This window comes from Bradyrhizobium sp. BR 1433 (assembly GCF_051547665.1).
Lineage (GTDB): Bacteria > Pseudomonadota > Alphaproteobacteria > Rhizobiales > Xanthobacteraceae > Bradyrhizobium > Bradyrhizobium australafricanum.
The window spans coordinates 4,995,700-5,020,027 of sequence record NZ_JBPUGG010000001.1; the positions used below are offsets into that span (position 1 = coordinate 4,995,700).

The window sequence follows — 24,328 nt, forward strand, 5'->3', positions numbered from 1 at the left end:
CGGGCTACGGGACCTACGCAAGTCCTACAGCGCCTCGCCCTTCAGCAGCCGCGGCACCTCGCCTGACAGTCCCGCCGCCTGGCGGATGAACATCTCCTTCAGCGGCGGCGCGCGATCGACGAGCCCGAGGCCAATGTCGCGCACGGTGCGCAGCAGCGTCGATTTGTTGGAGAACAGGAAGTTCAGCGAGTTGGTGGCGACGCCCATCGCCATCGTGTCGAAGCGCCGCCAGCGCTGGTAGCGCTCGAGCACGTCGGCCTGGCCGAGGTCCATGCCGAGCCGCGCCGCATCGACCACGACCTCGGCGAGCGCAGCGACATCCTTCAGGCCCATGTTGAGCCCCTGCCCCGCGATCGGATGGATCACATGCGCGGCGTCGCCGATCAGCGCCAGCCGTTCGGCGATGAACGAGCGCGCGACGAAATAGCCGAGCGGGAAGGCGCGCGGCTTGTCGAGCGGTTTGATCTCGCCGAGATGCAGGCCGAAGCGCTGCTCGAGCTCGGCGTGGAATTGCTCTTCGTTCAAGGCGACAATGCGCGCGGCATCGTTGCGCGTCTCGGTCCACACCAGCGACGAGCGATTGCCGGTCAGCGGCAGGATCGCGAACGGTCCGGCGGGCAGGAAATGCTCCTCGGCGCGGCCGTGATGTTCGCGCTCGTGCCCGACCGTGACCACGATGCCGGATTGGTCGTAGTCCCAGCCATGGGTCGCAATCCCGGCGCGCTCGCGCAGCTTCGAGCGCGCGCCGTCGGCGGCAACCAGCAGGCTCGCATCGATCACGGTGCCGTCGGCCAGCGTAACGCTGACGCCGTCGGGCCGCGACGCGAAGCTCGACACCGCGGCGGCACGCAGCTCGACGCCCTCGGCCTCGGCACGGCTCGCGAGCGCATCGATCAAATAGCGGTTCTCGACCATATGGGCGAACGGCTCGCCGGGCGCGACATTGCCGGCGAAGGTAAGGAATACCGGGCGCATCGCGTCCTCCAGCTTGGAGTTGGTCACGACCATATCCGTGATCGGCTGCGCCGTCGGCGCCACCTGCCCCCAGACGCCAAGGGTCTCGAACAGCCGCCGGCAGGCCGCCACGATCGCGGTCGCGCGCGGATCGCGGCTCGGGCGCTGGCTCAGTGCCGGATCGGCCACGATGACCGGGATGTCGGGCCCAAGCCCCTGGCGCAGCGCCACCGCCAGCGCCAACCCTGCAAATGCGCCCCCGCAGATGACAATACTTCGCTGTGCCGGCATGCGATCCTTACTCGATTACGCCATCAAAGGAGACTTGCTACCTGATATTAGCTGGGCGAAACAGAGTTTAGAAACAAGGGCGGCTAACAGCCCCAATCGTCATTCCGGGGCCTATCATGTCCAAGAGCCTGATCGACCTGCTGTCCATCCTCGATCTCGAGCAGCTCGAGGTGAATTTGTTCCGCGGCAACAGCCCGAAGACGAGCTGGCAGCGCGTGTTCGGCGGCCAGGTGATCGGCCAGGCGATGGGTGGCGGCCTGCCGCACCGTCGAGGGCCGCCTGCCGCACTCGATCCATTGCTACTTCATCCTGCCCGGCGATCCGCAGATCCCGATCATCTACCAGGTCGAGCGGCTGCGCGACGGCAAGAGCTACACCACCCGCCGCGTCACCGCGATCCAGCACGGCAACGCGATCTTTTCCATCATGGTGTCGTTCCATGCCGAGGAGGAGAGCAACTTCAATCATCAGGAGAAGATGCCCGACGTGCCGCCGCCGGAGAAGCTGACGGCGGAGGAAGTGTCGAAGCAGCCGATGTTCAAGGAGATGCCGGAGTTCATCCGCCGCTATTACGAGAGCGACCGGCCGATCGAGCTGCGCCCGGTCGAGCTCGATCGTTATTTCGGCCAGAAGATCGACGACGGCCGCATCCATGTCTGGATCCGCACCGCGGCCAAGCTGCCCGACGATCCCGCGCTGCATCTGTGCGCGCTCGCCTATGCGTCGGATTTCTCGCTGCTCGATGCCGTGATGGCGCGCTACGGCCGCACGCTGTTCGACAAGCGCATGATGCCCGCGAGCCTCGATCACGCGATGTGGTTTCACCGCCCGTTCCGCGCCGACGAATGGCTGCTCTACGCGCAGGATTCGCCGAGCGCGCAGTCGGGCCGCGGCCTGACACGCGGCCTGATCTTCAAGCCCGACGGCACGCTGGTGGCGTCCGTCGCGCAAGAAGGATCGGTGCGCGAGCGAAAGGCGTAGCGCTCACGCCCGAACAGAGCCGGTCGGCACGATGCGATCGCGCTTACTGGCCGGCGTAGGCACCGCGCTCGGTCAGCGCGAATTGGGAGACGAACCAGTTGCCGTACCAGCGCAGCACCCACGGAATCGGGATCAGGAAGCCGCAGGCGATCGTGAACACGATGGTTCGCCACAGCACCTCGATGCCGGACGCATTGAAGCTGACCTCGCGGCGCGTGCCGTCGATGTTGCGGCAGATCCAGCGCATCCAGGCGGTCAGCACCCAGGCCCAGCCGATGATGGTGATGGCCGAGACCACCATCGCCACGTACCAGCCGACATAGGCGACCGGGCTGCCCTTGAACGAGATCGGCAGGTCCTGGCCGCTCGAGCTGAGATGGCCGATGATCCAGCGCACGATCATCCAGCTCAGGAAGCCCTGCAACAGCAGCGAGAGCAGCGTCACGATGTTGCTGTTGGCCGCGCCGGCATAGGTCAGAAGGCCGAGCACGATGAAGACCCACCAGATGTCGAGCGGCTGCCCGGTGAAGGCGAAGTGCGGCCGGCCCGGCACGCGGATATAGGGTATCGCAAAACGGTACAGGCCGGTCGCGGTCCACGGCGCCGGGATAACGAGAATCTGGCCGATGAACATCAGGAGGCTGCGGCCGAACAGGCCCCAGATTGGGAAGTCGGCGGACAGCGTGCCGCCGCTATAGCTTCCGGACGCCACCACCGGCGGCGGTCCGCCGGCCTGCGGAAATGCCGGCGGCGCGCCGGCGCTCGGGACGAGGCCCGGAATCTCCCCGGCCTTCTGCCAGCCGGCCATGCCCTCGGTCCACACCAGGGTGTCGGCCCCCACCGTGCCCCGGGTGATCAGGTCGCGGAGCTGGGTTTCAGGCAGGGGGCCCTTTTGCTGGCCTTCGGATGCATAAAACCAGTTTCGGTTCGACATTTCTTGTTTCCTCGGGGCGCGCGCACAGGGACACGCGATAGGCGAAACGAACCAGCAAGAGCGCTGGCCGGGGCGGGAAAGCCACATTGTGGCCGAGCGTTTCCATTCCGTACAGTGAGGGAGCACACGCGCTGCGCATGTTTTCCGCTTCAACCTGCAAGTTTTTTATGCCATTTGCCCAGAAAGCTGCCAGATTTGGCGGACGCGAAGTGCCGCTCGGGGATGGCAAATTGCCGCTCCGGGAGGCAGCAGGTGCCGGCTCGCGGGACGGCAAGTGCCGCTCCGGGACGGGCGCACACGGAAAACCTCAAGGGAATGAAGGCCTGAACCATGAAACTCGTCGTCGCGATCATCAAACCGTTCAAGCTCGATGAGGTGCGCCAGGCGCTGACCGCGATCGGCGTCCACGGCATGACTGTGACCGAGGTGAAGGGCTATGGCCGCCAGAAGGGCCACACCGAGATCTATCGCGGCGCCGAATATGTCGTGAACTTCCTGCCCAAGCTTCGGATCGAGATCGCCGTCGATACCGAGCTCGCCGACAAGGCGGTCAGCGTCATCACCGAGCACGCCCGCACCGGCCAGATCGGCGACGGCAAGATCTTCGTGACGCCGATCGATCATGCGCTGCGCATCCGCACCGGCGAGACCGACAACGACGCGCTCTGAACCCTGGAGCCTGATCCCTCGCGACAAACGCGGAAAGCGTTTGCGCGGAGATCATGCCCAAACAAAACGATCGAGATCATCGCCGGCAACGACGCCGGCGCACGCCACAACCGCACACCAAGAAACGACGACCGCCGGGGAATGATGATGGGGGCACGAGCTCTTCGTGCAGCGATATCAGCTGCGCCGATCACTGCTGCAATCCTGTTCGCGCAAGCCACGCCGGCCTTCGCGCAAGACTCGGCATCCAGCGCCGGCGTCAACGCCGCCGACACCGCCTGGATGATCGTCGCCACCGCGCTGGTGCTGATGATGACGATCCCCGGACTGGCGCTGTTCTACTCCGGCATGGTCCGCAAGAAGAACGTGCTGGCGACGATGGCGCAGAGCCTCACCGCCGTTGCGCTCGTCTCGATCCTCTGGGTCACCTTCGGCTATTCGCTGAGCTTCGTCGGCGACGGTCCATGGCTCGGCTCGCTCGATCGCTGGTTCCTGGCCGGCATCACCATGGACAGCATCAATCCGACGGCGAAGACCATCCCCGAAGCGCTGTTCATGCTGTACCAGATGACGTTCGCGATCATCACGGTGGCGCTGGTCGCAGGCTCGGTCGCCGACCGCATGCGGTTCTCCGCCTATGTGCTGTTCTCGATCGGCTGGTTCATCTTCGCCTATGTGCCGCTGGCGCATTGGGTGTGGGGCGGCGGCTTCCTCGCATCAGCGGGCGTGCTGGATTTCGCCGGCGGTCTCGTGGTGCATCTCTCCGCCGGTATCAGCGGCCTGGTCGCCGCCAAGGTGATGGGCAACCGGCATGGCTATGGCCACGATAATTTGTCGCCGTTCGATCTGTCGCTCGCCGTGGTCGGCACCGGCCTGCTCTGGGTCGGCTGGTTCGGCTTCAATGGCGGCTCGGCGCTCGCGGCCAATTCGCGCGCGGTGTTCGCGATCACCGCCACCCACCTTGCGGCCTGCGCCGGCGCGCTGACCTGGGGCGCGATCGAATGGGCGACGCGCCGCAAGCCGTCGGTGCTCGGCATGATCTCGGGTGCGGTCGCGGGGCTCGGCACCATCACCCCGGCATCCGGCTTTGTCGCGCCGTGGCACGGCGTCGTCATCGGCATCATTGCCGGCCTGGTCTGCTTCTGGGCCTGCACCTGGCTGAAGCATCGCTTCAAGTATGACGACTCGCTCGACGTGTTCGGCGTGCACGGCATCGGCGGCCTGACCGGCACGCTGCTTGCCGGCGTGTTCGCGGCCTCGGCAATCGGTGGCACGTCCGGCCTGCTCGAGGGCAATCCGAAGCAGCTGCTGATCCAGCTCTACGGCGTCGCGGTGACCTTTGTCTGGTGCGGCGGCGTCACCTTCGTGCTGCTCAAGCTGGTCAGTGCCTTCGTCCCGCTGCGCGTCTCGATGCAGCAGGAGCTCGAAGGTCTCGACATCTCCCAGCATGGCGAGGCGCTGCAGTAAGTAGCCGAGGCGGCGGTGGCTGCCGGACTCACGGGGCCAGGACGACGACACCGGCCACCGCGAGGGCGAATTTGTAAAACAACCCCATGCAAAGGACCCGAGCGCCGCGACGTCACGAAGTACGGCGCGAGCAAGGTTCGGGCTTGCACGACACATAAGTGTGTGCTTATGTATCGTCATGGTCGACACCGACATCTTCAAGGCTCTGGCCGATCCGACCCGCCGCAAGGTCTTTGAGAAGCTGGCCGGCGGCAGCCTGAACGCCAGCGCCTTGCGCGACGGACTTGAGATCAGCCAGCCGGCGATGTCGCAGCATCTGGCGGTGCTGCGCGCGGCAGGACTGGTGCGCGAGCAGCGGCAGGGCCGCTTCGTGAATTATGAGGTCGACCCGGACGGCATCGCCAGCATCGGGACCTGGCTCGCCCGCTACCGCGCCTATTGGCCGAAGCGCATCGAAGCGCTCTCCGATCTGCTGAAGGACATGGATCAATGAGCGACACAGTTGAGCCTGATCATGCCGACGCCGACCTGGTGCTCGAATACGAGCTCGATGCACCGCCTGAAAAAGTATGGCGCGCGGTGACCATTCCGGCCCTGCGCGAACGCTGGCTCCCGGATTGCGATCTCGCGGACGCTGAACCCCTGTCATCGATCGCTGGCGAAGAGGTGCGCTTCCGGCTGCGCGAGTCCGAGTCGCCGTTTCGCGAAAGCCATGTCACCTTCCGGATCGAGCCGAACGAGGCCGGCGGCACCCGCTTTCGCATCATCCAACAAGCCAGTGACCTCAGGGGAAAGCAGCCGCAACCGGCCAACAGCAACAACCGCTGCCTAATGCGCGCGGCCTGATCCCGAACCTCACCTACCGAGACTTCATCACCTGCAGCAATGGAGGTCGCCGATGCGCGACATGATGCAACTCGTCCCTATGGTCGTCGAACAGTCGAGCCGCGGCGAACGTTCCTTCGACATCTATTCCAGGCTGCTGCGCGAGCGCATCATCTTCCTGAACGGCGAGGTCAATGATGCTATGTCCGGCTTGGTCTGCGCCCAGTTGCTGTTCCTCGAAGCCGACAACCCCAACAAGCCGATCAACCTCTACATCAACTCCTATGGCGGCGTGATCACCAGCGGGCTTGCGATGTACGACACCATGCAGTTCATCAAGGCGCCGGTGCACACGCTGTGCATGGGCACGGCGCGCTCGATGGGGTCTTTCCTTTTGATGGCCGGCGAGCCCGGTCACCGCGCCGCGCTGCCGAATGCGAGCCTCCACGTGCATCAGCCGCTCGGCGGCTTCCAGGGCCAGGCGTCCGACATCCTAATCCATGCCACCGAGATGCAGGAGACCAAGCGGCGCATCATCCGCCTCTATGCGCAGCACTGCGGGCGCACCGAAGCCGACGTGGAACGGACCCTGGATCGCGATCACTTCATGTCCGCGCAGCAGGCGCTCGAATGGGGACTGATCGACAAGGTCTTCGCCGAACGCGACGCCGCCGAAAAACATGATCCGGTGCCGCGCTGATCTTCGTAGCTCGAGCGGCCAAACCGTTTCATGACAGCGCCATCGATTTAGGCTTCACCTCGGCATGCTGCGCCGTGACCCGCACGGCATCGGGACGGCTCGATCCTCCGCGCCTGCCGCCGCCGCGGTGGTCGATCAGGCGCGCGACGACGGCGCGCCGCGCATGACGAGGCGTCAGCGAATGGTCGGCGTTCGGCAGCGTCAACCGCGTCACTCCAGGGATGCTTGTGAGCCGTTTGCCGTCCTGACCGAAATGCCGTGCGATCTCCTGCAGGCTGAGATCGCCGTCCGAAGTGACCATGAGGACGCGCACGCCGCGGCTACAAAGCTCGCGCATCCAGCGCTCGACGCGGTTACGACCAAGCAAGGCGGACGGATGCATCGCCGACAGCGTCGACTTGACGGCTTCCAATCCGCGCCGCACCAGCCGCCTGGCACTATCTGACACTGACAGCTTCCAGGCGGACCTGGTCGTCATCGCAGGCCCCTCAGCCGGACCGATCTGCTGCTGGCTTCCGCGATTCGCCTTGGAGGTTTCGTATGCTTTCCAGGCCGTAAGCTCCAGCGCGTAGGAACTGTTCCAGGCAAAGCAGAGCGGGTTGATCATGGTCAGGGCGCGGACGCGGCGGTCCGCGCGCGCAGTGTGAAAGGCCTGGAAGGCGCCCGAGCATGTGCCCACAAGCTCGACTTTGGCAAAGCCCGCCCGCTGCATCCAGTCAATCGCCGCGCTGACGTCGAAGCGGGTGCGGGAATCATAGAGGAACAGACGATTGCTCCCGGCATCGTCGCTCAGGCCGAGGCCCGGCAGGTCAATGCGTAGCGACGCCACGCCGACGGCGGCAAGCTCGCGCGCCGCCTCGACCGTGCCGCGCGCCCAACCGACATGCGGCACGCCGCCGGAGTTGAGAAAGATGACCGGATCGGCCGCAGCATGGCCGTCACGTGGCCGGGTCAGCACGCCACAGAGCAATGGCGCCTGCCTGATCACAACCGGCTCTTCCGTGTAGTGCGATCCCTCCAATAGCTCGCGGCCGGTCAGGGATTCGACGCCCTGAGCTACGCCGGCGACGGCCCGGTCGGACAACCAATTCGCCCAGCAATCGACAACGTCGGCCGGGATCCGGTTCGCGGTCGGGTCGCACATGAGCAGGTGATAGTCCTTGAACTCCGCGATCGTCGCGCCTTCGAAAGAAGTTCGACCGTCGCGGATTTCAGAGCCTGCCAACGGCTTTCCGTTCGCGATCAAAAGCATCGGCAGGGGCGGAAGGGCCGCGACGGCCCGCCGCCAATCCAGCCTCGACAGATCGGCGAGCGTCTCATGCGAAAGCCGGAAGCCGACGGCCTCGCGGCCCTCGGCGAACGTCGCGTCGCTTGCCGCGCTCTTGGCGAGCAACCCATCGATCACGCGCGACATCGCGGTGATTTCGCGCACATAGGTTTTTCCGGAACTCGGTGGCGCAAGCAGCGCAAGGCCTGCCACGTCGTCCCGCCCCGCCGCAGCGAGCGGGGCCAGCAGCGCGCCGAGACGGAAGCCGGCGAGGATGACATCCTCCACGCCGCAATCCCGCTTCAACCGGTCGATCGCCGCGCCGATGCTTGCGGTCCAGGCCATCACCCGGCCCGGCGCCGAATGGTCGCCGGCAGCGTCGCCGCAGCCGGGATAGTCAAACAGCAGGACAGGCAGGCCCGCCGCGGCCGCCCTGTCGGACAACAGCTTCAGGAATCGGCGACTGCACAGATCCTCATGACCATGCGCGCCGGCAATGACAACGCCCCGCCGCCCCTTCGCTACGTTCAGCCAGCCGATGGTATCGGCAAAGACAACTGGTTTCATGTCATGCTCCCGGCGGACTCCTTTGTCCGCACGACTTCCAATTCTTCCGCTCTCGGCACCTCGTAGCTCGCGTCGCGATCGGCATTGAGCGCTGTCACCGCGCCGCCGGGCGTCGCCAGGGGCGGACCGTCAAGGCCGACCTCCCACTCGATGCCCGGTATCAGGTGGAAATTGTTCTCCGTTGGAACGAACCGATCATCCTGGATGGAGACGTGGTAGGCCGCGCGTTTGCAGGCCAGCCGCAGCCGCCACGCGTCCTTCCGACGCACCAAACTCACGGTCAGGCCGACGTCGCGCTGCGCGGTCATGACACCCGGCAGCACATGGAAGGCCTCGGCAAAGATCTTCCCGTCGTCGCCTTCCAGCCTTGCAACGGTGACTTCATGTCCGGGCAGCCCGAAGCGATAGGCGTAGGAAATATCGAAAAAGGCGCCGAGTACCGAGAAGGCCGAAAGCGACAGGCCGCCGTGCGCCGGCACGCTGATTGGTTGGCGCGCTGACAACACCGGCGTGACGCCGTCCCGCAGACAGGTCAGCGATAATGTCGCCCGAACGGTCTTCGCGGTATCGTTGACGGCATGGACGGTCAGCCCGTTGACGCCCTCGTCGCTCAGGATCAGCCGTAGCGGGGCAAATGCACGCCTCAGCCCGTGCCAGACCGGCTTAGGCCGGCCGGTCGAATCGACCACGCCCCAACCCGCGCCCGGCCGCAAGTCCTTCCAGAAGAACAGCAGCGCTCCAGCCGTCGGCGAACAGGGTCTGCGCCATTCGTCGATGGTGCGCTCCACCACCTCGGTCGTCACCGCACGGGAGAGTTCGAGATAGCGTCTGGTATTTTCGATGCGCAGCCGGCGCGCGTCGACGGAAAAAAGCGTTTCCAGATAGTGCTCGCGCACATCCTCGAAGTCCCACGACGCGCCGACGTCGCGCGGCACACCCGCCTTCCAGCGCGGATCGTGCACCGGCGGCACCGGCAGATGCGCATCCAGCGTTGCCTGCTCAGGCACATTGGCAAAGGCAAGGCATTCGCTCGCGAAGCGTACTTCGGCGCGGCGCGCGTCATCCAGCGGGCGGCAATAGGCGCCGACCCCGTAATAATGCATCGGCCCGCCATCAGCCGTGAAAGGCAGGTTGCCGCCGGATGGCGATGACGTCACAAGCACCAGGTCGGGACGCTTAGCTTCGGCGATGGGGCGCACCACCTTGTCGAACCAGGGCGTCGGATCCATCGACATCGGCATGCCCATCATCGCCGCCTGCTGCGCCACCTCGCTGCCGCCGCACAGAACGGCGAGTGATGGCGAATGCCTGAGCCGCCCGAGCAAATTCCCGACCTCGCGCGAGAGCGACGCGCACCAGGCCTCGTCCTTCGCCGGATAGTCGAAATTGGCGAGCATCAGGTCCTGCCAGACCAGGATGCCCATCTCGTCGCAAAGCTCGTGAAACGCGTCGCCCTCGTAGACGAACGTGCCGCCGACCCTGAGCATGTTGACGCCCGCCCGTCGTGCAAGATCGAGGTCGCGCGCGATCTCTTCGCGTGAGGACGGCAGCCGCACCAGGTCGGACGGCGTCCACACCGCGCCACGACAAAAGACGGATACGCCGTTGACGACCAGCCGAAAGCCGCGTCCGTCGGTGCCGCGATCGATCTCGATATGCCGGAAGCCGACGCGGCCGAGCGTTACTCGCATAGAGCCGAGCGTGACGACAACCTCGTGCAACGCCGGATCGCCATGGCTGCTCGGCCACCATGGCGCAACGTTCGCAATATCCAGTTTCGCCGTCAGCCGCGTCGCTGTCTCTAAGGTCAATGCGGCGACAGCGCCCGCACAGGCGACCGTGGCCGGCGCGTCATCAAACGGCTCGACCAGCGTGATCGCGATGGAAAGATGCCCTGTTGTGCCGGCGAGGTCGGCCTGCATTTGCACATCGCGCACGCCTTGCCGGTTGGTATCGCGGATCAGCTTGATCGATCGCCATGGTCCGACGATGTCGAAGCCAGGGGACCAACCCGGCATATGGCCGATCAGCGTGGTCCGTACGAGCCTCAGCCGCTGATCGTCGATCATGCGTGGCCGCCAGCGCGCACGCGGACCGGTCAGGGTTTCCAGGTGGCGGTCGAGACTGCGGAATGCGATGGCCAGTTGCTCGCCGCCGGCAAGCGTCAGGGCCACATCATGGCGCTCGAACATCGAGGTCGAGGACAGCACGAGGCGATCGTCGAGCCAGACCTCTGCAACCGTCGCCAAGCCGTCAAATACGAGACGGGCCGGGCCGGTGACATCGAGCCGGCGACGATACCAGATGTCCTGGTCGTGCAGCGGAGTGGGATGGTTGCGGTCCCAGCGGCCAAGCCGTTCCAGCGCAGCAGCGGCCGTGCCGGGGCACGCTGCCTCCAGCCATTCGGCGCTGCCGTCGATCGCCGCCGGAGACGCCCACGCGCCGGCCGGCGAGACGACCATGCACCAGCCGCTGTCCAGAGGCTCGGCCGTGTCGGTCGTCGACACCAAAGCGTCCATACACATGCATTCCCATGACCGGCAGGCCGGTCCTACGCTGCCTTGCTGGCGAGATCCGCCATGCGACCGTCCAGAGCGTTCATCACCGTTTGCCAGGCCTTGGCCATCGGCCCGATGGCCTCCGCGAGCCCATCGAACCGATGCCGGGCCATGGCGCGGGCGAGCTTGAATTGCATGACCTTGGCGCCCTCGGCGATTGCCGCGGCGGCTTCGATCGCCTCGGCCAGACCGGTCTCGCCGTGCCGTCCCAGCCATTCCAGATGGCTGGAGAGGAGTTCGAAATTGGCGCCCACCTGCCGCAACGTGTTGAAGGCGTAGATGTGAAAATACTCCGGTGACCGGGCGGCCAGTGCCTCGGCATGGCCGCCGAACACGGCCGCATAGGCATCGAGCGGATTGCGCTTCGGCCTGCGCCGCAGATGCTGCGCGAGGATTTCCGTGGCCGCACTGACCGGATCGCGCGAGGGGCGCGTGGTGTCGAACTTGACGAACTCGGTATAGGGAAACAGCGGCAGGCCGCCGGCCTGCGCGCCGTTGCGCTGCTCGAAAATGCCGTCATAGTCCTCGCCGTCCAGGGCGAAGTAGCCGTCGTTGTGGAAGTAGGCCATGTGGCGGCGCCCGGGATCGAGCACGTTGACGCCGATCGTCGTCTTGGAATGGCCACTGCGATAGGTGATGCCCTTCGTGTCGGGCAGGTAGAAGGCATCGACCTCGACCAGCGGCAGCCGCCCGCGCTCGATCTGATTGAGAACGTGCGCCTCCAGACGATCGAACACGGACAGTTCCTGGATATCCAGGCCGGCCAATCGCTGCAGGTCGGCCGTCGGGAATTTGAAGAACGTGAACTGGTCGCCTTCGAAATCCTGCGCGACGGTGAAGCCGAGCGCCGCGGCCGGGTCATTCCCGGTCGCATGCATCACCTCGATCAGCAGATCGACATAGCAGTTGGTCTGCGGCCATCGCCGCTCCGGATCGTGTAGCCGGTGCGGCTTGTAGTCGGCCGGATCGAGCCCGGCGATGGCACTCTGCATTTCAGTTGCCCCAAAGCGTGTCACGCACGGAAGCCGGCCATGCCTCGACGTCAGGGCCGTGATGGCGGAACAGCGCGAGCGCCACGCGCTCCAGCCCGAAGCCGACGCAGGCCGAGTGGCACAGGCTGCCATCCGCGAATTTGAGGCCCCAGGTCTGGCCAAAATGGTCGCGATGATAGTTGAAGGACAAGCAGGCCGTTGGTTTCTCGATGCTGGTTACCGGGATCAGCAGCTCGAACTTGAGTCCCTCGTCGCGCTGGTTGTTGGCCATCATCTTGCCGCCGCGACCGAAGAACGGATCGTTGGCGAGATCAACCTCGCAGGGCAGGTCGAGGGATTCGATCATCGCCTTGCCGCGCTCCAGCCAGCTTTCGCGGAAGGCGCACACCTGCTCGGCCGTACCGATGCGGACGAATTCGCGCATACGGAACAGCTGCATGCGCGCGGGATCCTTGGAAGGCTCATGACGGAAGCAATAGGAGGAAAGCTCGAACAGCACACCGTCATCGGGCACCGGACCGCGCGCGGCAACGGTCGGATAGAGCGGATAGCAGGCGGCTGGCGTCAGCACGACGTTCGTCGCCTGCTGCAGTTCGGTCCAGTCCTCTCCCGCAGCCATCATGCCGAGAAGCTGCGCATGCTCGCGCTCGCCGCCCATGAAGGAATGTACGCAGCCTGCAAGCTGAGGGAAGCTTTTCATATAGCCACTGCCTTCAAGCGTGGCGCGGCTCATGCCCGGTGGGAAGTGGATGCGGGTTGCCTTGTCTGGCGCTCCGATGCTGGTCACGAGCCGCTCAAAGCGCTCGATCACGTCTTCGAAAACGCCGGAGCGGCCATAAAGCCCGTCTACTCCGGTCTTGAACAGGATGCTCTTGTCGAACAGGGTGTCGAGCAGGCTCTTGGCGTCGAACGTCTTGGCGTCCATCTCAACCTCTCAGGCTGGTGTCAAAGCGGCTCATCAGCAGGAGCGTCGCGGTGTTGGAAAGAATACGGTCGTTCGAAATCATCAGCGGCGCTGAGCTCACATCGCGCAGGTGCCTGCCGACGCTGAACGGCGTGCCGTTCTTGTAGCCGACGATGCCGTTGACCAGCATGGCGAGCCGCACGATCGCCCCAGCCTTCTCGCTCGCAGCGACCTTCAACGCGTTGATCTCGGCGGTAAAGCCAATCGAGGAGAGCGCGTCGTCATTGCCCTTGGCCGCATCGAAGCGGTCAATGGCGGCCGTGAGATGACCCTTCATCTCCTGAAGCAGGGCGGCCGCCTCGGCGAGCCGAAGCGCGCCCGGCGGCAGACTTCCATCCGCCTGCTTGCGCGCCGCAGCCTTGACGAATGCTTGCGCACGATTGAAGGCATCGGTGGCGATACCGAACCATGTCGCCGCCCAGAAGATATGCGAGCTCGCCAGCATCGACTGTGCCGCGATCTCCGAGAACGGCTTGGGGAAGATCTGCGCCGCGTCACCGTGCGCGACGAGATGGAAACCGTCCGAACAGGTGCCGCGCATTCCGAGCGTATCCCATACGGAGGTGCGCTCCAGCGTGCGGTTCAGGTCCGCGGGAATGACAACCATCACCTGATCGGAGCTTGCCGAGTTCGGGAGCGCGCCGCGCCGTGGCAAGAATCGCGTCGGCGTGGCGGCCGTAGGAAATAACCGTTGCTTCCTTTGTCAGCGAGAAGCGGCCGTCTGCCACTTCGACCGCACAGATCGAATTGCGCAGATTGCCGCCGATGCCGGCTTCCGTGGTCGCCGAGGCCATCAGCAACTGCTCCGCCGCAATGCGGCGCATATAGGCCAGATGCCAGTCGCTGGCGCCGCCATGGCTGACGAAGCTCGACGTCTTGATCTGGTGCATGGCGTAGATCATGGCGCTCGAGCCGCAGGCCTGGGCGAGCTGAACGATCAGCTCCGCGATCTCCATCGTGCCCAATGCCTCCCCGCCATGCTCGACGGGAATCGCAACGCCGAGCAGGCGCTCGCGCTTCAATGCTTCGATGGTATCGGCCGGGAAGCGGCCCTCACGGTCTACCGCATCGACCTGCTGCGCCGCGACCTTGGCGACCCGACGCATGCGCTCGGCCGGCGTGGCGGCAGAGGCCGGCACGGGCTCTATCTTTCTCACCACGCTCATGGTTTTACGCCGCCCGCTGTGTCAGCCGTGAAACGGCGTCCGCGACGTTGGCGAGCGACGAGAAGGTCCGACGCGTGAGCATCGCTTCGGGAAATTCGATGTTGAACTCTTCCTCAAGCGCCAGCATCACCTGCACCGTGGCGAAGGATGTCAGCCCTGCGTCATAGAGATTCGTGTCGTCGGTGATTGTGTTGAAATCCAGCGAAATCATCGGCTGCTGCTCGAGCAGCGCGCGGATGCGATCAATCATTGGTTGCCCCACCTGTCATTGAAGTTCTTATGCGGCGGCAATAGCGCAACGACGGCAACCGCGGCGTTAACGCCGGAACGACAATGTTACAGACAGCTAACGATCCGTAACGAGTGCCGGCAAAAGTCCAGCATTTGCCGTCCGGGCCGGCGTACCTGATGCGAGCCCTTGTCCGCTTCGCGCAGAACGACGCGGCGAGGATGCCCGCAACTGTCTTCGCGCCGGTCCCGTTTCGGGTGGGAACCCAAACAAGCCGATGAAACCCAATATCAAATTCCCATCGCGCAATCGTCCGACAGACGCCAATGGCGAAATGATCGAGAGGGTGTTCGCGGACCGCGGGGCGGGCCCGGAAGCCCTCGCCGGATACCGCCTGCTGCCCCGCGGCTGAGCAGAATTGTGTCCGGAGTTAGCCGTGCCTGCGTTCTAGACAGGCCTGACCATATTTTAGGCGCGGCGGAATAGCGCAGGGGCACCTCCCACCCGTAAAGCGGGAAAAGGTCCGGATTCATAATCCATTAGCGAACTCCGGCCGTTTGGCACGGCATTTGATTCTAAGGGTCCAGGCTGTGCCCGCGTAGTGGATGTCCTCCGCGTGGTGAACCTCAGTCGAAACTCCCGGTGTTCATTCGCACCGGGCCCAAGCGGGGATAGGACTCATGAAAATTGTTATGGCGATCATTAAGCCATTCAAGCTCGAAGAGGTCCGTGACGCCCTGACCGCCATTGGCGTTCACGGTCTCACGGTGACGGAAGTCAAAGGCTACGGCCGTCAGAAAGGCCACACGGAAATCTATCGCGGCGCCGAATATGCCGTGAGCTTCCTGCCGAAGATCAAGATCGAGGTCGCGGTCAATTCCGATCAGGTCGACAAAACCATCGACGCCATCACCTCCGCCGCCAAGACCGGCCAGATCGGCGACGGCAAGATCTTCGTCATCAGCCTCGAACACGCCGTGCGCATCCGCACCGGCGAGGCCGATGCCGCGGCCCTCTGATTTCGCGCTCAAACCTTAAGACCTCAGGAGTGAAATAACATGACGTTCAAGCGTCCCTATGGCGCGGGACTGGCGGCCCTTGCAGTCGGCCTGTTCGCCGCGACCGCCGCCTACGCCGAGCCGACCGTCAACAAGGGCGACAACGCCTGGATGTTGACCTCGACGGTGCTGGTGCTGCTGATGACCATCCCGGGCCTCGCGCTGTTCTATGGCGGCCTGGTCCGCTCCAAGAACATGCTCTCGGTGCTGGCGCAGGTGTTCTACACGGTCTGCCTCGTCACCGTGCTCTGGGCCCTCTACGGCTACAGCCTCGCTTTCACCGGCGGTTCCGACTTCATCGGCGGCTTCTCCAAGGCCTTCCTGATGGGCGTCACGCCGGACTCGAAGGCGGCGACCTTCTCGGTCGACGCCAACATCTCGGAACTCATCTATATGTGCTTCCAGATGACGTTCGCGGCGATCACGCCGGCCCTCATCGTCGGCGCCTTCGCCGAACGCATGAAGTTCGCGGCGATCGCGCTGTTCATCCCGCTCTGGGTGACGCTGATCTATTTCCCGATCGCGCACATGGTCTGGTACTGGCCGGGCCCGGACGCGATCCAGGATGCCGCCAAGGCGCTCGCCGCCGCGGCTGACGGCGCGGCCAAGACCGCGGCGCAGGCCAAGCTCGACGAGATCAACGCCGATGCCGGCTGGATCTTCAAGAAGGGCGCGATCGACTTCGCGGGCGGCACCGTCGTGCACATCAACGCGGGTATCGCCGGCCTGGTCGGCGCGCTGCTGATCGGCAAGCGGACCGGCTACGGCAAGGAGCTGATGGCTCCGCACTCGCTGACCATGACCATGATCGGCGCCTCGCTGCTCTGGGTCGGCTGGTTCGGTTTCAACGCCGGCTCCAACCTCGAAGCCAATGGCGGCGCTGCGCTCGCCATGACCAACTCCTTCGTGGCCACTGCCGCGGCGGCGCTGGCCTGGATGTTCGCGGAATGGATCATCAAGGGCCATCCCTCGCTGCTCGGCGCGCTCTCGGGCGCGGTCGCGGGCCTCGTCGCGGTGACCCCGGCGGCCGGCTATGCCGGTCCGATGGGCGCCATCGTGCTCGGCCTCGTGGTCGGCGTGGTCTGCCTGTTCTTCTGCACGGTCGTGAAGAACGCGCTCGGCTATGACGACTCGCTCGACGTGTTCGGCGTCCACTGCGTCGGCGGCATCGTCGGCGCGCTCGGCACCGGCATCCTGGTCAACCCGGCGCTCGGCGGTGCAGGCATCATCGACTACACCGCGATCCCGCCGAAGGTCGCCGATTACGACTTCGCGGCGCAGATGATCTCGCAGGTCTGGGGCGTCTGCACCACGCTGGTGTGGTCGGGCATCGGTTCGGCGATCCTCTACAAGATCGTCGACGTGATCGTCGGCCTGCGCGCCAACGTCGAGACCGAGCGTGAAGGCCTCGACATCACCGAGCACACGGAGCGCGCCTACAACATGTGAGTTCTCCCGGGACTCTCGGCTCCCTCCGGGGCCGGGTCCAGAACTACGGTTCGGGCACATACCCGGCAATGTCCGGACCGTTGAGGGGCTCCAGCGCAAGCTGGGGCCCCTTTCTTTTTCCGCTGCTTGAGAAAATATTGTCGGAATTGCCTGCCATTGTGGAATGACAGGCCACAAATAACGAAAACGGGAGGACGTCATGAAGGTGCAGGGCAGATGCTATTGCGGCAATGTGCGCTATGAGGCCGAGGGCGAGCCGATGATGGCGGCGCAGTGCCTGTGCCGGGAATGCCAGTACATCACGGGCGGCGGGCCGAACATGTTCATGGCGATGCCGACCACCGGCTTCAAATACACCGCCAGCGAGCCTAAGCAGTTCACCCGCAAGGATCTCGACCGCGCCGTGACGCGCGAGTTCTGCCCGGAATGCGGCACGCATCTCGTGACCAAGGTGCCGGGCCTGCCCGCCACCATCCTGAAGGTCGGCACCTTCGACGACCCCTCGGTGTTCACCCCGCAGATGACGATCTACACCTGCGACAAGCAGACCTTCCACCATCTGCCCGAAGGCAAGCCGTCGTTCGAGAAGCTGCCGGCGCGGTAGCCGTCCCGCATCGCGTGCGTAGCCCGGATGGACCGGCAAATTCGAATCGTCATGGCCGGGCTTGCCCGGCCATCCATCCCGCTTCGCAAGATTCTGGCCTAGTCGATGGATGCCCGGGTCAAGCCCGGGCATGACGAGTTGTGGGTCACGCCATGGAGCCGCGTCAGTCGATCAAAACTTCCTCATCCGGCAGCTCGCTTGGCGCGCCGTTGCACAAATAGCGCTCCAGGATGTCGGCAAGCGACAGCGGCGTGAGGCGCTCGCTCGCACCGGATAGGTCGGCGATCGGCCACCAGCGGAAGCAATCGAGCACGCGCGCCTCGGCCTCGTCGGCCATCACCGGCGCGAAGCGATCGGCGTGAACGATCCGGTATTCCTCTTTCTGCGAGATCCGCCGGCCGCCCCAGTTGAAGGTGTGGTGACGCCGCCAGACGGCGGGCCCGAGCTCGAAATCGATCAGCCCCAATTCCTCGGCCAGTTCCCGCTGCAGCGTCGCTTCCGCCGTCTCGTCACACTCGACGCCGCCGCCCGGCGCGATCCAGAAGCAGTCGCCGCCGTGCGGCGGGCAAATCCGCATCAACAGGACTTCGCGCTCGCCGGTGATGATGAGCGCCCTTACGGCGCGGCGGTGGATCATGTCTCGGAGCAAGTTCGAACGGTTTTCTGGCGTCAGCGCTGATATCACGCGCCGGCCGATCGTGCCGCGCCGCCGATGGTTAATCGCGTCTTAACCTCGCCCTATCTATGGTGACTTGATCCGTTTACGGTCGGCGCCCCTACCCTCCGACCGCAGTGAAAGTGCTGGCATTTCAATCATGGCAATGACCGCCTCATCCGGCTTGGCGCAGGGCGCCGGCGATGTCGCATCCGCCGGCCAGGCCGAGCGTTCCCCTTTCCTGCGCACGACCGAGCTGCTGGCGCCGTATCAGCCCGCCAAGCCCTTGATTACGCTGTCATTAGGCGAGCCGCAGCACCCGGTACCCGATTTCGTCGGGCCGGTGCTGGCAAAACATACCGCCGAATTCGGCCGCTACCCGATCGCCAAGGGCATCGAACCGTTCGGCCGCGCCGTCGCGACTTGGCTGGGAAGCCGGTTCCAATTGCCGCGGCCGGTCGATCCCGAGAGCGAGGTGATGGTGCTGAACGGCAGCCGCGAGGGGCTGTTCTTTGCCGCGATATCAGCCTCGCGCTACGTCGCGCCGCGCAAGGGCCGGCCGGCGATCCTGATGCCGAACCCGTTCTATCCGGCCTATGGCGCCGGCGCCCGCGCGGCCGGCTGCGAGCAGATCTACCTGCCGACCACGCTCGCTAACGGTTTCCTGCCCGACCTCGATTCGATCGACGAGGCGACGCTGGCGCGCACCGTCGCGTTCTTCATCGCCTCGCCCGCCAATCCGCAGGGCTCGGTCGCCTCGCGCGCCTATTTCACGCGGCTGAAGCAGCTCGCCGATCGCTTCGGCTTCATCATCCTGAGCGACGAGTGCTACTCGGAAATCTACACCCGCGAGGCGCCGGGCAGCATTCTCGAATGCGCCGGTCCCGACTTCAGCAATGTCGTGGCGTTCCAGTCGCTGTCGAAGCGCTCGAACCTGCCGGGCATGCGGGTCGGCTTCGTCGCGGGCGACAGAAAGTTTCTGGCCGCATTTCACGAGCTGCGCAATGTCGCCGCACCGCAGGTGCCGGTGCCGCTGCAGCATGTCGCGGTCGCCGCCTATAGCGACGAGGCGCATGTCGAGGAGAACCGCAGGCTCTATCGCATCAAGTTCGATTTCGCCGACCAGATCCTCGGCAACCGCTACGGCTACAAGCGTCCCGCCGGCGGGTTCTGCGTCTGGCTCGACGTCTCCGAGCGCGGCGGCGACGAGGCGGCGGCGGTCAGGCTCTATCGCGACGCCGGCGTGCGCGTGATTCCCGGCAGCTATCTGGCGCGCCAGCAGAACGACGGTTCCAATCCGGGCGCGGGCTATATCCGCCTTGCGCTCGTCTCCGACAGTGAATCGACGGCCGAGGCGATGCATCGCCTGGTCGAAACCCTAGGTTAATCGCGAAGCGCGAAGATTGAGTATGCCAGCGATCGAACGTGTCATCCCCCTGGTCGGCCATCTGCCGCTCTCGCTCCGCGAGGCGCTGGCGCGACGGCTGCGCGAACTCACCGGGCTCGGCCTGATCGCGCTGTCCGGCGCCATCACGGCGGCGCTGATGACCTGGTCGGTGCAGGATCCGTCGCTGAGCCACGCCACCTCGCGCGCGATCCGCAACGTACTCGGCTATCCCGGCGCGATCGGCGCCGACCTCCTGATGCAGATTCTCGGCCTCGGCGCGATCATGCTGGTGCTGCCGGTCGCGGTATGGGGCTGGCGGATGCTGACGCATCGCCCATTCGACCGCGAGGCGTTGCGGCTCGGCTGCTGGATCCTGTGCACGGTGATCGCGGCGGGCTTCGCCAGCTGCTGGCCGCACAACACCGCATGGCCGCTGCCGACCGGGCTCGGCGGCGTGGTCGGCGACGCGCTGCTGCGTGCGCCGGCCGTCGTGTTCGGCCCGCCCGGCTTCATCTATCGCGTCGTGCTCGGCCTGATCCTGTTCGTCGCGATGGCGGCAAGCTTCCTGTTCGCCTGCGGCTGGGGTGCCAAGGAGCAGGACGACGAGCTGACGCCGATCTCCGACGACGACGAGCCGTTCGTCGAGGAAGAAGACAACGACCGCAGCTCGGTCTCGCTGGGCTGGCTGTTCCATGCGCTGATGAGCGCCAAAGCGCGGCTCGGCTGGCTGCTGACCACCGCATACAAATCGCTGGTCTCGAGCGGAGCCCAGAGCCGCAGCGCTGCGTTCGAGCGCCAAGAGCCGAATATCGGCGGCGGCCGCTCGGCGCCCTCGATCGCGCCCGCGCATGAAGACCATGATGAGGACGAGGCTGAAGCTTTCGACGACGATGAGGAAGAGGAGGACGAAGCTCCCGCCGCCCGCGCCCCGCGCAAGAAGGCCGAGCCGAAGCCGAAGAAGAAGAATTCCGACAAGTTCGAGCTGCCCTCGGTCTCCGTGCTCAGTGCGCCGAAGGCCAGCGATCGACAGCCGCTGAGCAAGGCCGAGCTCGAAGCCAATTCGCGCTCGCTCGAGGGCGTGCTGCAGGACTTCGGCGTGCGCGGCGAGATCGTCAAGGCCAATCCCGGCCCGGTGGTCACGCTGTACGAGCTCGAGCCGGCGCCCGGCATCAAGTCGTCGCGCGTGATTGGGTTGTCCGACGACATCGCGCGCTCGATGAGCGCGCTGTCGGCCCGCGTCGCGGTCGTCGCCGGCCGTAACGCGATCGGCATCGAGCTGCCCAACGCGCATCGCGAGAAGGTCTATCTGCGCGAGCTTCTGGTCGCCAAGGAAAGCGTCGATTCGGTTGCGAAGCTGCCGCTGTGCCTCGGCAAGACGATCGGCGGCGACCCCGTCATCATCGATCTGGCGCGCACGCCGCATATGCTGATCGCCGGCACCACCGGCTCCGGCAAATCGGTCGCGATCAACACCATGATCCTGAGCCTGGTCTACCGGCTGCGGCCGGATCAATGCCGCCTGATCATGGTGGATCCGAAGATGCTCGAACTCTCCGTCTATGACGGCATCCCGCATCTGTTGACGCCCGTCGTCACCGATCCGAAGAAGGCGGTGGTGGCGCTGAAATGGGCCGTGCGCGAGATGGAAGAGCGCTACAAGCGGATGGCCAAGCTCGGCGTGCGCAACATCGACGGCTACAATGCGCGCCTCGTCGAAGCCAAGGCCAAGGGCGAAGAGCTGACGCGCACCGTCCACACCGGCTTCGACAAGGAGAGCGGCAAGGCGATCTACGAGGAAGAGAAGCTCGACCTCGAGCCGCTGCCCTACATTGTCATCATCGTCGACGAGATGGCCGACCTGATGATGGTCGCCGGCAAGGATATCGAAGGCGCGGTGCAGCGCCTCGCACAGATGGCGCGGGCCGCCGGCCTGCATGTCATCCTCGCCACGCAGCGTCCGTCGGTCGACGTCATCACCGGCACGATCAAGGCGAACTTCCCGACCCGGATCGCCTTCCAGGTGACGTCGAAGATCGACAGCCGCACCATCCTTGGCGAGATGGGCGCCGAGCAGCTGCTCGGCCAGGGCGACATGCTCTACATGGCGGGCGGCGGCCGCATCAGCCGCGTGCACGGCCCGTTCGCCTCGGACGAGGAAGTCGAGAAGGTCGTGCGTCACCTCAAGACGCAAGGCGCGCCGGAATATCTCGAAGCCGTCACCGCGGAAGAGCCGACCGACGAGGACGGCGCCGTGTTCGATGCCACCGGCATGGGCGGCGACGGCGGCGGCGATCTGTTCACGCAGGCGGTTGCGATCGTCAAGCGCGACCGCAAGGCGTCGACCTCCTACATTCAGCGCCGGCTGCAGATCGGCTATAACCGCGCGGCCTCGCTGATGGAGCGGATGGAACTTGAGGGCATCGTCGGTCCGGCGAATCACGCCGGAAAGCGCGAAATCCTGGTCGGGGAGGAAGAAGGCCAGTTCTGATCGGGGGCGATCATCACGGAAAAACCATATCTCCCTCGGAAGAGGCGGGATAAAATCCGGCGCAGCGGGACGAGCGTCGAACAGAGACCTGACATATCTGATGGCAAAACACCTCATTGACCGCGGCACGCGCACTGCGCTCGCTCTTCTCGTCACCGCCGCGATCGCCGGCGCGGCGACTGCGCAGAACGCGCCGCCCCCGAAGCCCGCGCCCAACGCCGGATCCAAGGCTGCGCCAAAGAAGGACGCCGGCGCGCAGACCAATGCGGACAAGGGCCCGACCACGACCGGCGCCACCCAGGCACCGCCGAACCCGGTGATTCCCGATCCGCGCCGCAACGTGCCCGCCAACATCTTCCAGACCTTCGACGCCAACCAGAAGGCGCAGGCCGCCAAGGTCTCGGCCTATCTCTCGTCGCTGCAAACGTTGGTCGGAAATTTCGTCCAGGTCGGCCCCGACGGCACCAAGACCAAGGGCGATTTCTACATCCAGAAACCCGGCAAGCTGCGCTTCGAATATGACGATCCGAGCCCGATCGAGGTGATCGCGGACGGCTCCTCGGTCGCGGTGCGCGACCGCAGGCTCGCCACCCAGGACGTCTATCCGCTGTCGCAGACCCCGCTGCGCTATCTGCTGTCGGACCGCATCGACCTGATGAAGGACACCAACGTCATCAGCGTCACCGCCGACGACGTGTTCGTCAGCATCACGATCGAGGAGAAGCAGGCGCTGGTCGGCACCAGCCGCTTCCTGCTGATGATCGGCGCCAAGGACGGCAAGCTCAAGCAGTGGACCGTCACCGACCCGCAGGGCTACGACACGACAGTTGCGGTCTACAATCTCGACGCGACGCAGAAGCCCGATCCGCAGCTGTTCAAGATCGACTTCACGACCTATCCCGGCACCTCGCCGGGCTGACCGCCTTTCCTTCTCCCTCGCCCCGCTCTTGCGGGGCCGAGACGAGCGAAGCTCGCTCTTAGAGGGTTGGGGTGAGGGGCTGCCTCCAGGAATCCGAAAGACGCGAGTACGCGGTGAGTCCCCCTCACCCGGATCACATTGCGCTTCGCTCCATGCGATCCACCTCTCCCCGCAAGCGGGGCGAGGTGGGAGCCTCCCTGTGGACAATTGAAATCCGCACCGAGAACCGTGCTAAGACGCACCTCTCATGCGGTTCTCCGTCACCACCTGGAATATCAACTCGGTGCGCCTGCGCATCGACACCGTCGCCAAGTTCATCAAGAGCGCGCGGCCGGATGTGCTGTGCCTGCAAGAGACCAAATGCATCGACGATGCGTTTCCGCTCAAGCGCTTCAAGCGGCTCGGCTATGAGCACGTCGCGCTGAACGGACAGAAGGGCTATCACGGCGTCGCCATCGTCTCGCGCCTGCCGTTCGAGACGACCGACATCAGGACGTTCTGCGACAAGATCGATTCACGACACATCTCGGTGTCCTTCGGCGAGAAGGCGCAGCTGTCAAAGCCGCTGGTGCTGCATAATTTCTACGTGCCGGCCGGCGGCGACATTCCTGATCCCGCGCTCAATCCGAAATTCGAGCACAAGCTGCAATTCCTCGACGAGATGAAGGCCTGCGAGCCGCTGCATCCGCGCGGCGACGACCGCCACATCCTGGTCGGCGACCTCAACGTCGCGCCGCATGAGAACGACGTGTGGTCGCACAAGCAGCTGCTCAAGGTGGTTTCGCACACGCCGGTCGAGACCGAGAAGCTGCTCGCCGCGCAGGCGCATGGCGAATGGTTCGACATCGCGCGCGAGCGGATCCCGATGTCGGAAAAGGTCTACACCTGGTGGAGCTACCGCGCGGCGGACTGGACCGTCGGCGATCGCGGCCGACGGCTCGATCACATCTGGGTCTCGCGCGCGCTGAAGGATCAGGTCAGCGATTTCAAGATCACCCGCGACGCCCGCAGCTGGGAGCGCCCGTCGGACCACGTGCCGGTGACGGCGGTGATGGAGGTTTAAAGGGCGCCGCCGACCCTCGACCCGTCATCCTGAGGAGCGCGGAACGCGCGTCTCGAAGGGTGCACGGCCCGGCTGGTGGCCGTCGACCCTTCGAGGCTCGCCCAGCGGCGCAATTGCGCCGCAAGGCTCGCACCTCAGGGT

Annotated in this window: 20 protein-coding genes and 2 pseudogenes; 13 read left to right on the plus strand and 9 right to left on the minus strand. The window is 65.2% G+C overall.

Annotated elements, in window-relative coordinates; translation table 11 throughout:
* Positions 1 to 24: 24 nt before the first annotated feature.
* On the minus strand, positions 25 to 1,245 hold the full coding sequence (locus ACSKB9_RS24125) for a ubiquinone biosynthesis hydroxylase (RefSeq protein WP_438076242.1): 1,221 nt from the start codon (positions 1,243 to 1,245) through the stop codon (positions 25 to 27).
* Positions 1,246 to 1,361: 116 nt separating this feature from the next.
* Here ACSKB9_RS24125 and tesB point away from each other — a divergent pair.
* A pseudogene (gene tesB, locus ACSKB9_RS24130) lies at positions 1,362 to 2,226 on the plus strand (acyl-CoA thioesterase II).
* A 43-nt stretch (positions 2,227 to 2,269) separates the two neighbouring features.
* Here tesB and ACSKB9_RS24135 read toward each other — a convergent pair.
* A complete protein-coding gene (locus ACSKB9_RS24135; RefSeq protein ID WP_225161893.1) occupies positions 2,270 to 3,160 on the minus strand; it encodes a DUF4339 domain-containing protein in 891 nt (296 codons plus the stop codon).
* Between the two features lie 330 nt (positions 3,161 to 3,490).
* Here ACSKB9_RS24135 and ACSKB9_RS24140 point away from each other — a divergent pair, with 330 nt between their 5' ends.
* The 5 genes from ACSKB9_RS24140 (at position 3,491) to ACSKB9_RS24160 (ending at position 6,821) form a co-directional block, all read left to right on the plus strand.
* Positions 3,491 to 3,829 (plus strand): P-II family nitrogen regulator, encoded by a 339-nt coding sequence (locus ACSKB9_RS24140; protein ID WP_028335836.1) that lies wholly within the window; start codon positions 3,491 to 3,493, stop codon positions 3,827 to 3,829.
* Between the two features lie 147 nt (positions 3,830 to 3,976).
* Positions 3,977 to 5,296: an ammonium transporter gene (locus ACSKB9_RS24145; protein ID WP_438080375.1), complete on the plus strand. Its 1,320-nt coding sequence runs from the start codon at positions 3,977 to 3,979 to the stop codon at positions 5,294 to 5,296.
* A 178-nt stretch (positions 5,297 to 5,474) separates the two neighbouring features.
* The gene (locus ACSKB9_RS24150) at positions 5,475 to 5,789 is read left to right on the plus strand and encodes an ArsR/SmtB family transcription factor (RefSeq protein ID WP_016841428.1); all 315 of its coding nucleotides are present in this window, start codon (positions 5,475 to 5,477) and stop codon (positions 5,787 to 5,789) included.
* Positions 5,786 to 6,142 carry an SRPBCC family protein gene (locus ACSKB9_RS24155; protein WP_438076245.1) on the plus strand — a complete coding sequence of 119 codons (357 nt, stop codon included), beginning with the start codon at positions 5,786 to 5,788 and terminating at the stop codon, positions 6,140 to 6,142. Before ACSKB9_RS24150 ends, ACSKB9_RS24155 begins: the two co-directional genes overlap by 4 nt.
* 52 nt (positions 6,143 to 6,194) lie before the next feature.
* On the plus strand, positions 6,195 to 6,821 hold the full coding sequence (locus ACSKB9_RS24160; RefSeq protein ID WP_057020311.1) for an ATP-dependent Clp protease proteolytic subunit: 627 nt from the start codon (positions 6,195 to 6,197) through the stop codon (positions 6,819 to 6,821).
* 28 nt (positions 6,822 to 6,849) lie between these two features.
* Here ACSKB9_RS24160 and ACSKB9_RS24165 read toward each other — a convergent pair whose 3' ends face one another.
* The 6 genes and pseudogenes from ACSKB9_RS24165 to ACSKB9_RS24190 form a co-directional block, all read right to left on the minus strand.
* Positions 6,850 to 8,655 (minus strand): alpha/beta fold hydrolase, encoded by a 1,806-nt coding sequence (locus tag ACSKB9_RS24165; RefSeq protein WP_438076247.1) that lies wholly within the window; start codon positions 8,653 to 8,655, stop codon positions 6,850 to 6,852.
* Positions 8,652 to 11,162 (minus strand): glycoside hydrolase family 2 protein, encoded by a 2,511-nt coding sequence (locus tag ACSKB9_RS24170; protein WP_438076249.1) that lies wholly within the window; start codon positions 11,160 to 11,162, stop codon positions 8,652 to 8,654. The genes ACSKB9_RS24165 and ACSKB9_RS24170 overlap by 4 nt, the downstream gene beginning before the upstream one ends.
* Positions 11,163 to 11,206: 44 nt before the next feature.
* On the minus strand, positions 11,207 to 12,205 hold the full coding sequence (locus tag ACSKB9_RS24175) for a DUF1839 family protein (RefSeq protein ID WP_438076251.1): 999 nt from the start codon (positions 12,203 to 12,205) through the stop codon (positions 11,207 to 11,209).
* A gap of 1 nt (position 12,206) precedes the next feature.
* Positions 12,207 to 13,130 (minus strand): amino acid--[acyl-carrier-protein] ligase, encoded by a 924-nt coding sequence (locus ACSKB9_RS24180; RefSeq protein WP_057020313.1) that lies wholly within the window; start codon positions 13,128 to 13,130, stop codon positions 12,207 to 12,209.
* A 1-nt stretch (position 13,131) separates the two neighbouring features.
* A pseudogene (locus ACSKB9_RS24185) lies at positions 13,132 to 14,335 on the minus strand (acyl-CoA dehydrogenase family protein).
* Positions 14,336 to 14,339: 4 nt separating this feature from the next.
* On the minus strand, positions 14,340 to 14,585 hold the full coding sequence (locus ACSKB9_RS24190) for an acyl carrier protein (RefSeq protein ID WP_057020315.1): 246 nt from the start codon (positions 14,583 to 14,585) through the stop codon (positions 14,340 to 14,342).
* A gap of 659 nt (positions 14,586 to 15,244) precedes the next feature.
* On the opposite strand from ACSKB9_RS24190, the gene ACSKB9_RS24195 reads away from it, so the two are divergent.
* From ACSKB9_RS24195 to ACSKB9_RS24205, 3 genes are all read left to right on the plus strand, one after another.
* On the plus strand, positions 15,245 to 15,583 hold the full coding sequence (locus ACSKB9_RS24195; RefSeq protein WP_024583097.1) for a P-II family nitrogen regulator: 339 nt from the start codon (positions 15,245 to 15,247) through the stop codon (positions 15,581 to 15,583).
* 39 nt (positions 15,584 to 15,622) lie between these two features.
* Complete coding sequence (locus tag ACSKB9_RS24200) at positions 15,623 to 17,071, plus strand: ammonium transporter (protein WP_057020316.1); 1,449 nt, start codon at positions 15,623 to 15,625, stop codon at positions 17,069 to 17,071.
* Between the two features lie 199 nt (positions 17,072 to 17,270).
* Positions 17,271 to 17,675 carry a GFA family protein gene (locus ACSKB9_RS24205; RefSeq protein ID WP_016841439.1) on the plus strand — a complete coding sequence of 135 codons (405 nt, stop codon included), beginning with the start codon at positions 17,271 to 17,273 and terminating at the stop codon, positions 17,673 to 17,675.
* Between the two features lie 163 nt (positions 17,676 to 17,838).
* Here the strand turns inward: ACSKB9_RS24205 and ACSKB9_RS24210 are convergent, their stop codons facing one another.
* Complete coding sequence (locus ACSKB9_RS24210; RefSeq protein ID WP_438076254.1) at positions 17,839 to 18,312, minus strand: NUDIX hydrolase; 474 nt, start codon at positions 18,310 to 18,312, stop codon at positions 17,839 to 17,841.
* Positions 18,313 to 18,490: 178 nt separating this feature from the next.
* Here ACSKB9_RS24210 and ACSKB9_RS24215 point away from each other — a divergent pair, with 178 nt between their 5' ends.
* From ACSKB9_RS24215 to ACSKB9_RS24230, 4 genes are all read left to right on the plus strand, one after another.
* Entirely contained in the window at positions 18,491 to 19,717 is a 1,227-nt protein-coding gene (locus ACSKB9_RS24215; RefSeq protein WP_438076256.1) for an aminotransferase class I/II-fold pyridoxal phosphate-dependent enzyme, read from the plus strand.
* 16 nt (positions 19,718 to 19,733) lie between these two features.
* Complete coding sequence (locus ACSKB9_RS24220; protein WP_438076258.1) at positions 19,734 to 22,205, plus strand: DNA translocase FtsK; 2,472 nt, start codon at positions 19,734 to 19,736, stop codon at positions 22,203 to 22,205.
* A gap of 100 nt (positions 22,206 to 22,305) precedes the next feature.
* Positions 22,306 to 23,124, plus strand: coding sequence for an outer membrane lipoprotein carrier protein LolA (locus ACSKB9_RS24225; RefSeq protein ID WP_438076260.1), 819 nt, complete (start codon positions 22,306 to 22,308; stop codon positions 23,122 to 23,124).
* 247 nt (positions 23,125 to 23,371) lie between these two features.
* Positions 23,372 to 24,187 carry an exodeoxyribonuclease III gene (locus tag ACSKB9_RS24230; RefSeq protein WP_028335822.1) on the plus strand — a complete coding sequence of 272 codons (816 nt, stop codon included), beginning with the start codon at positions 23,372 to 23,374 and terminating at the stop codon, positions 24,185 to 24,187.
* The last annotated feature ends 141 nt before the right edge of the window (positions 24,188 to 24,328 follow it).

Coding starts and splice junctions, on each gene's coding strand:
- ACSKB9_RS24160 (WP_057020311.1), top strand. CDS start 6,195: ATGCGCGACATGATGCAACTCGTCCCTATGGTCGTCGAACAGTCGAGC.
- ACSKB9_RS24155 (WP_438076245.1), top strand. CDS start 5,786: ATGAGCGACACAGTTGAGCCTGATCATGCCGACGCCGACCTGGTGCTC.
- ACSKB9_RS24175 (WP_438076251.1), bottom strand. CDS start 12,205: ATGCAGAGTGCCATCGCCGGGCTCGATCCGGCCGACTACAAGCCGCAC.
- ACSKB9_RS24225 (WP_438076260.1), top strand. CDS start 22,306: ATGGCAAAACACCTCATTGACCGCGGCACGCGCACTGCGCTCGCTCTT.
- ACSKB9_RS24140 (WP_028335836.1), top strand. CDS start 3,491: ATGAAACTCGTCGTCGCGATCATCAAACCGTTCAAGCTCGATGAGGTG.
- ACSKB9_RS24125 (WP_438076242.1), bottom strand. CDS start 1,245: ATGCCGGCACAGCGAAGTATTGTCATCTGCGGGGGCGCATTTGCAGGG.
- ACSKB9_RS24205 (WP_016841439.1), top strand. CDS start 17,271: ATGAAGGTGCAGGGCAGATGCTATTGCGGCAATGTGCGCTATGAGGCC.
- ACSKB9_RS24135 (WP_225161893.1), bottom strand. CDS start 3,160: ATGTCGAACCGAAACTGGTTTTATGCATCCGAAGGCCAGCAAAAGGGC.
- ACSKB9_RS24150 (WP_016841428.1), top strand. CDS start 5,475: ATGGTCGACACCGACATCTTCAAGGCTCTGGCCGATCCGACCCGCCGC.
- ACSKB9_RS24195 (WP_024583097.1), top strand. CDS start 15,245: ATGAAAATTGTTATGGCGATCATTAAGCCATTCAAGCTCGAAGAGGTC.
- ACSKB9_RS24200 (WP_057020316.1), top strand. CDS start 15,623: ATGACGTTCAAGCGTCCCTATGGCGCGGGACTGGCGGCCCTTGCAGTC.
- ACSKB9_RS24210 (WP_438076254.1), bottom strand. CDS start 18,312: ATGATCCACCGCCGCGCCGTAAGGGCGCTCATCATCACCGGCGAGCGC.
- ACSKB9_RS24215 (WP_438076256.1), top strand. CDS start 18,491: ATGGCAATGACCGCCTCATCCGGCTTGGCGCAGGGCGCCGGCGATGTC.
- ACSKB9_RS24230 (WP_028335822.1), top strand. CDS start 23,372: ATGCGGTTCTCCGTCACCACCTGGAATATCAACTCGGTGCGCCTGCGC.
- ACSKB9_RS24180 (WP_057020313.1), bottom strand. CDS start 13,130: ATGGACGCCAAGACGTTCGACGCCAAGAGCCTGCTCGACACCCTGTTC.
- ACSKB9_RS24145 (WP_438080375.1), top strand. CDS start 3,977: ATGGGGGCACGAGCTCTTCGTGCAGCGATATCAGCTGCGCCGATCACT.
- ACSKB9_RS24165 (WP_438076247.1), bottom strand. CDS start 8,655: ATGAAACCAGTTGTCTTTGCCGATACCATCGGCTGGCTGAACGTAGCG.
- ACSKB9_RS24190 (WP_057020315.1), bottom strand. CDS start 14,585: ATGATTGATCGCATCCGCGCGCTGCTCGAGCAGCAGCCGATGATTTCG.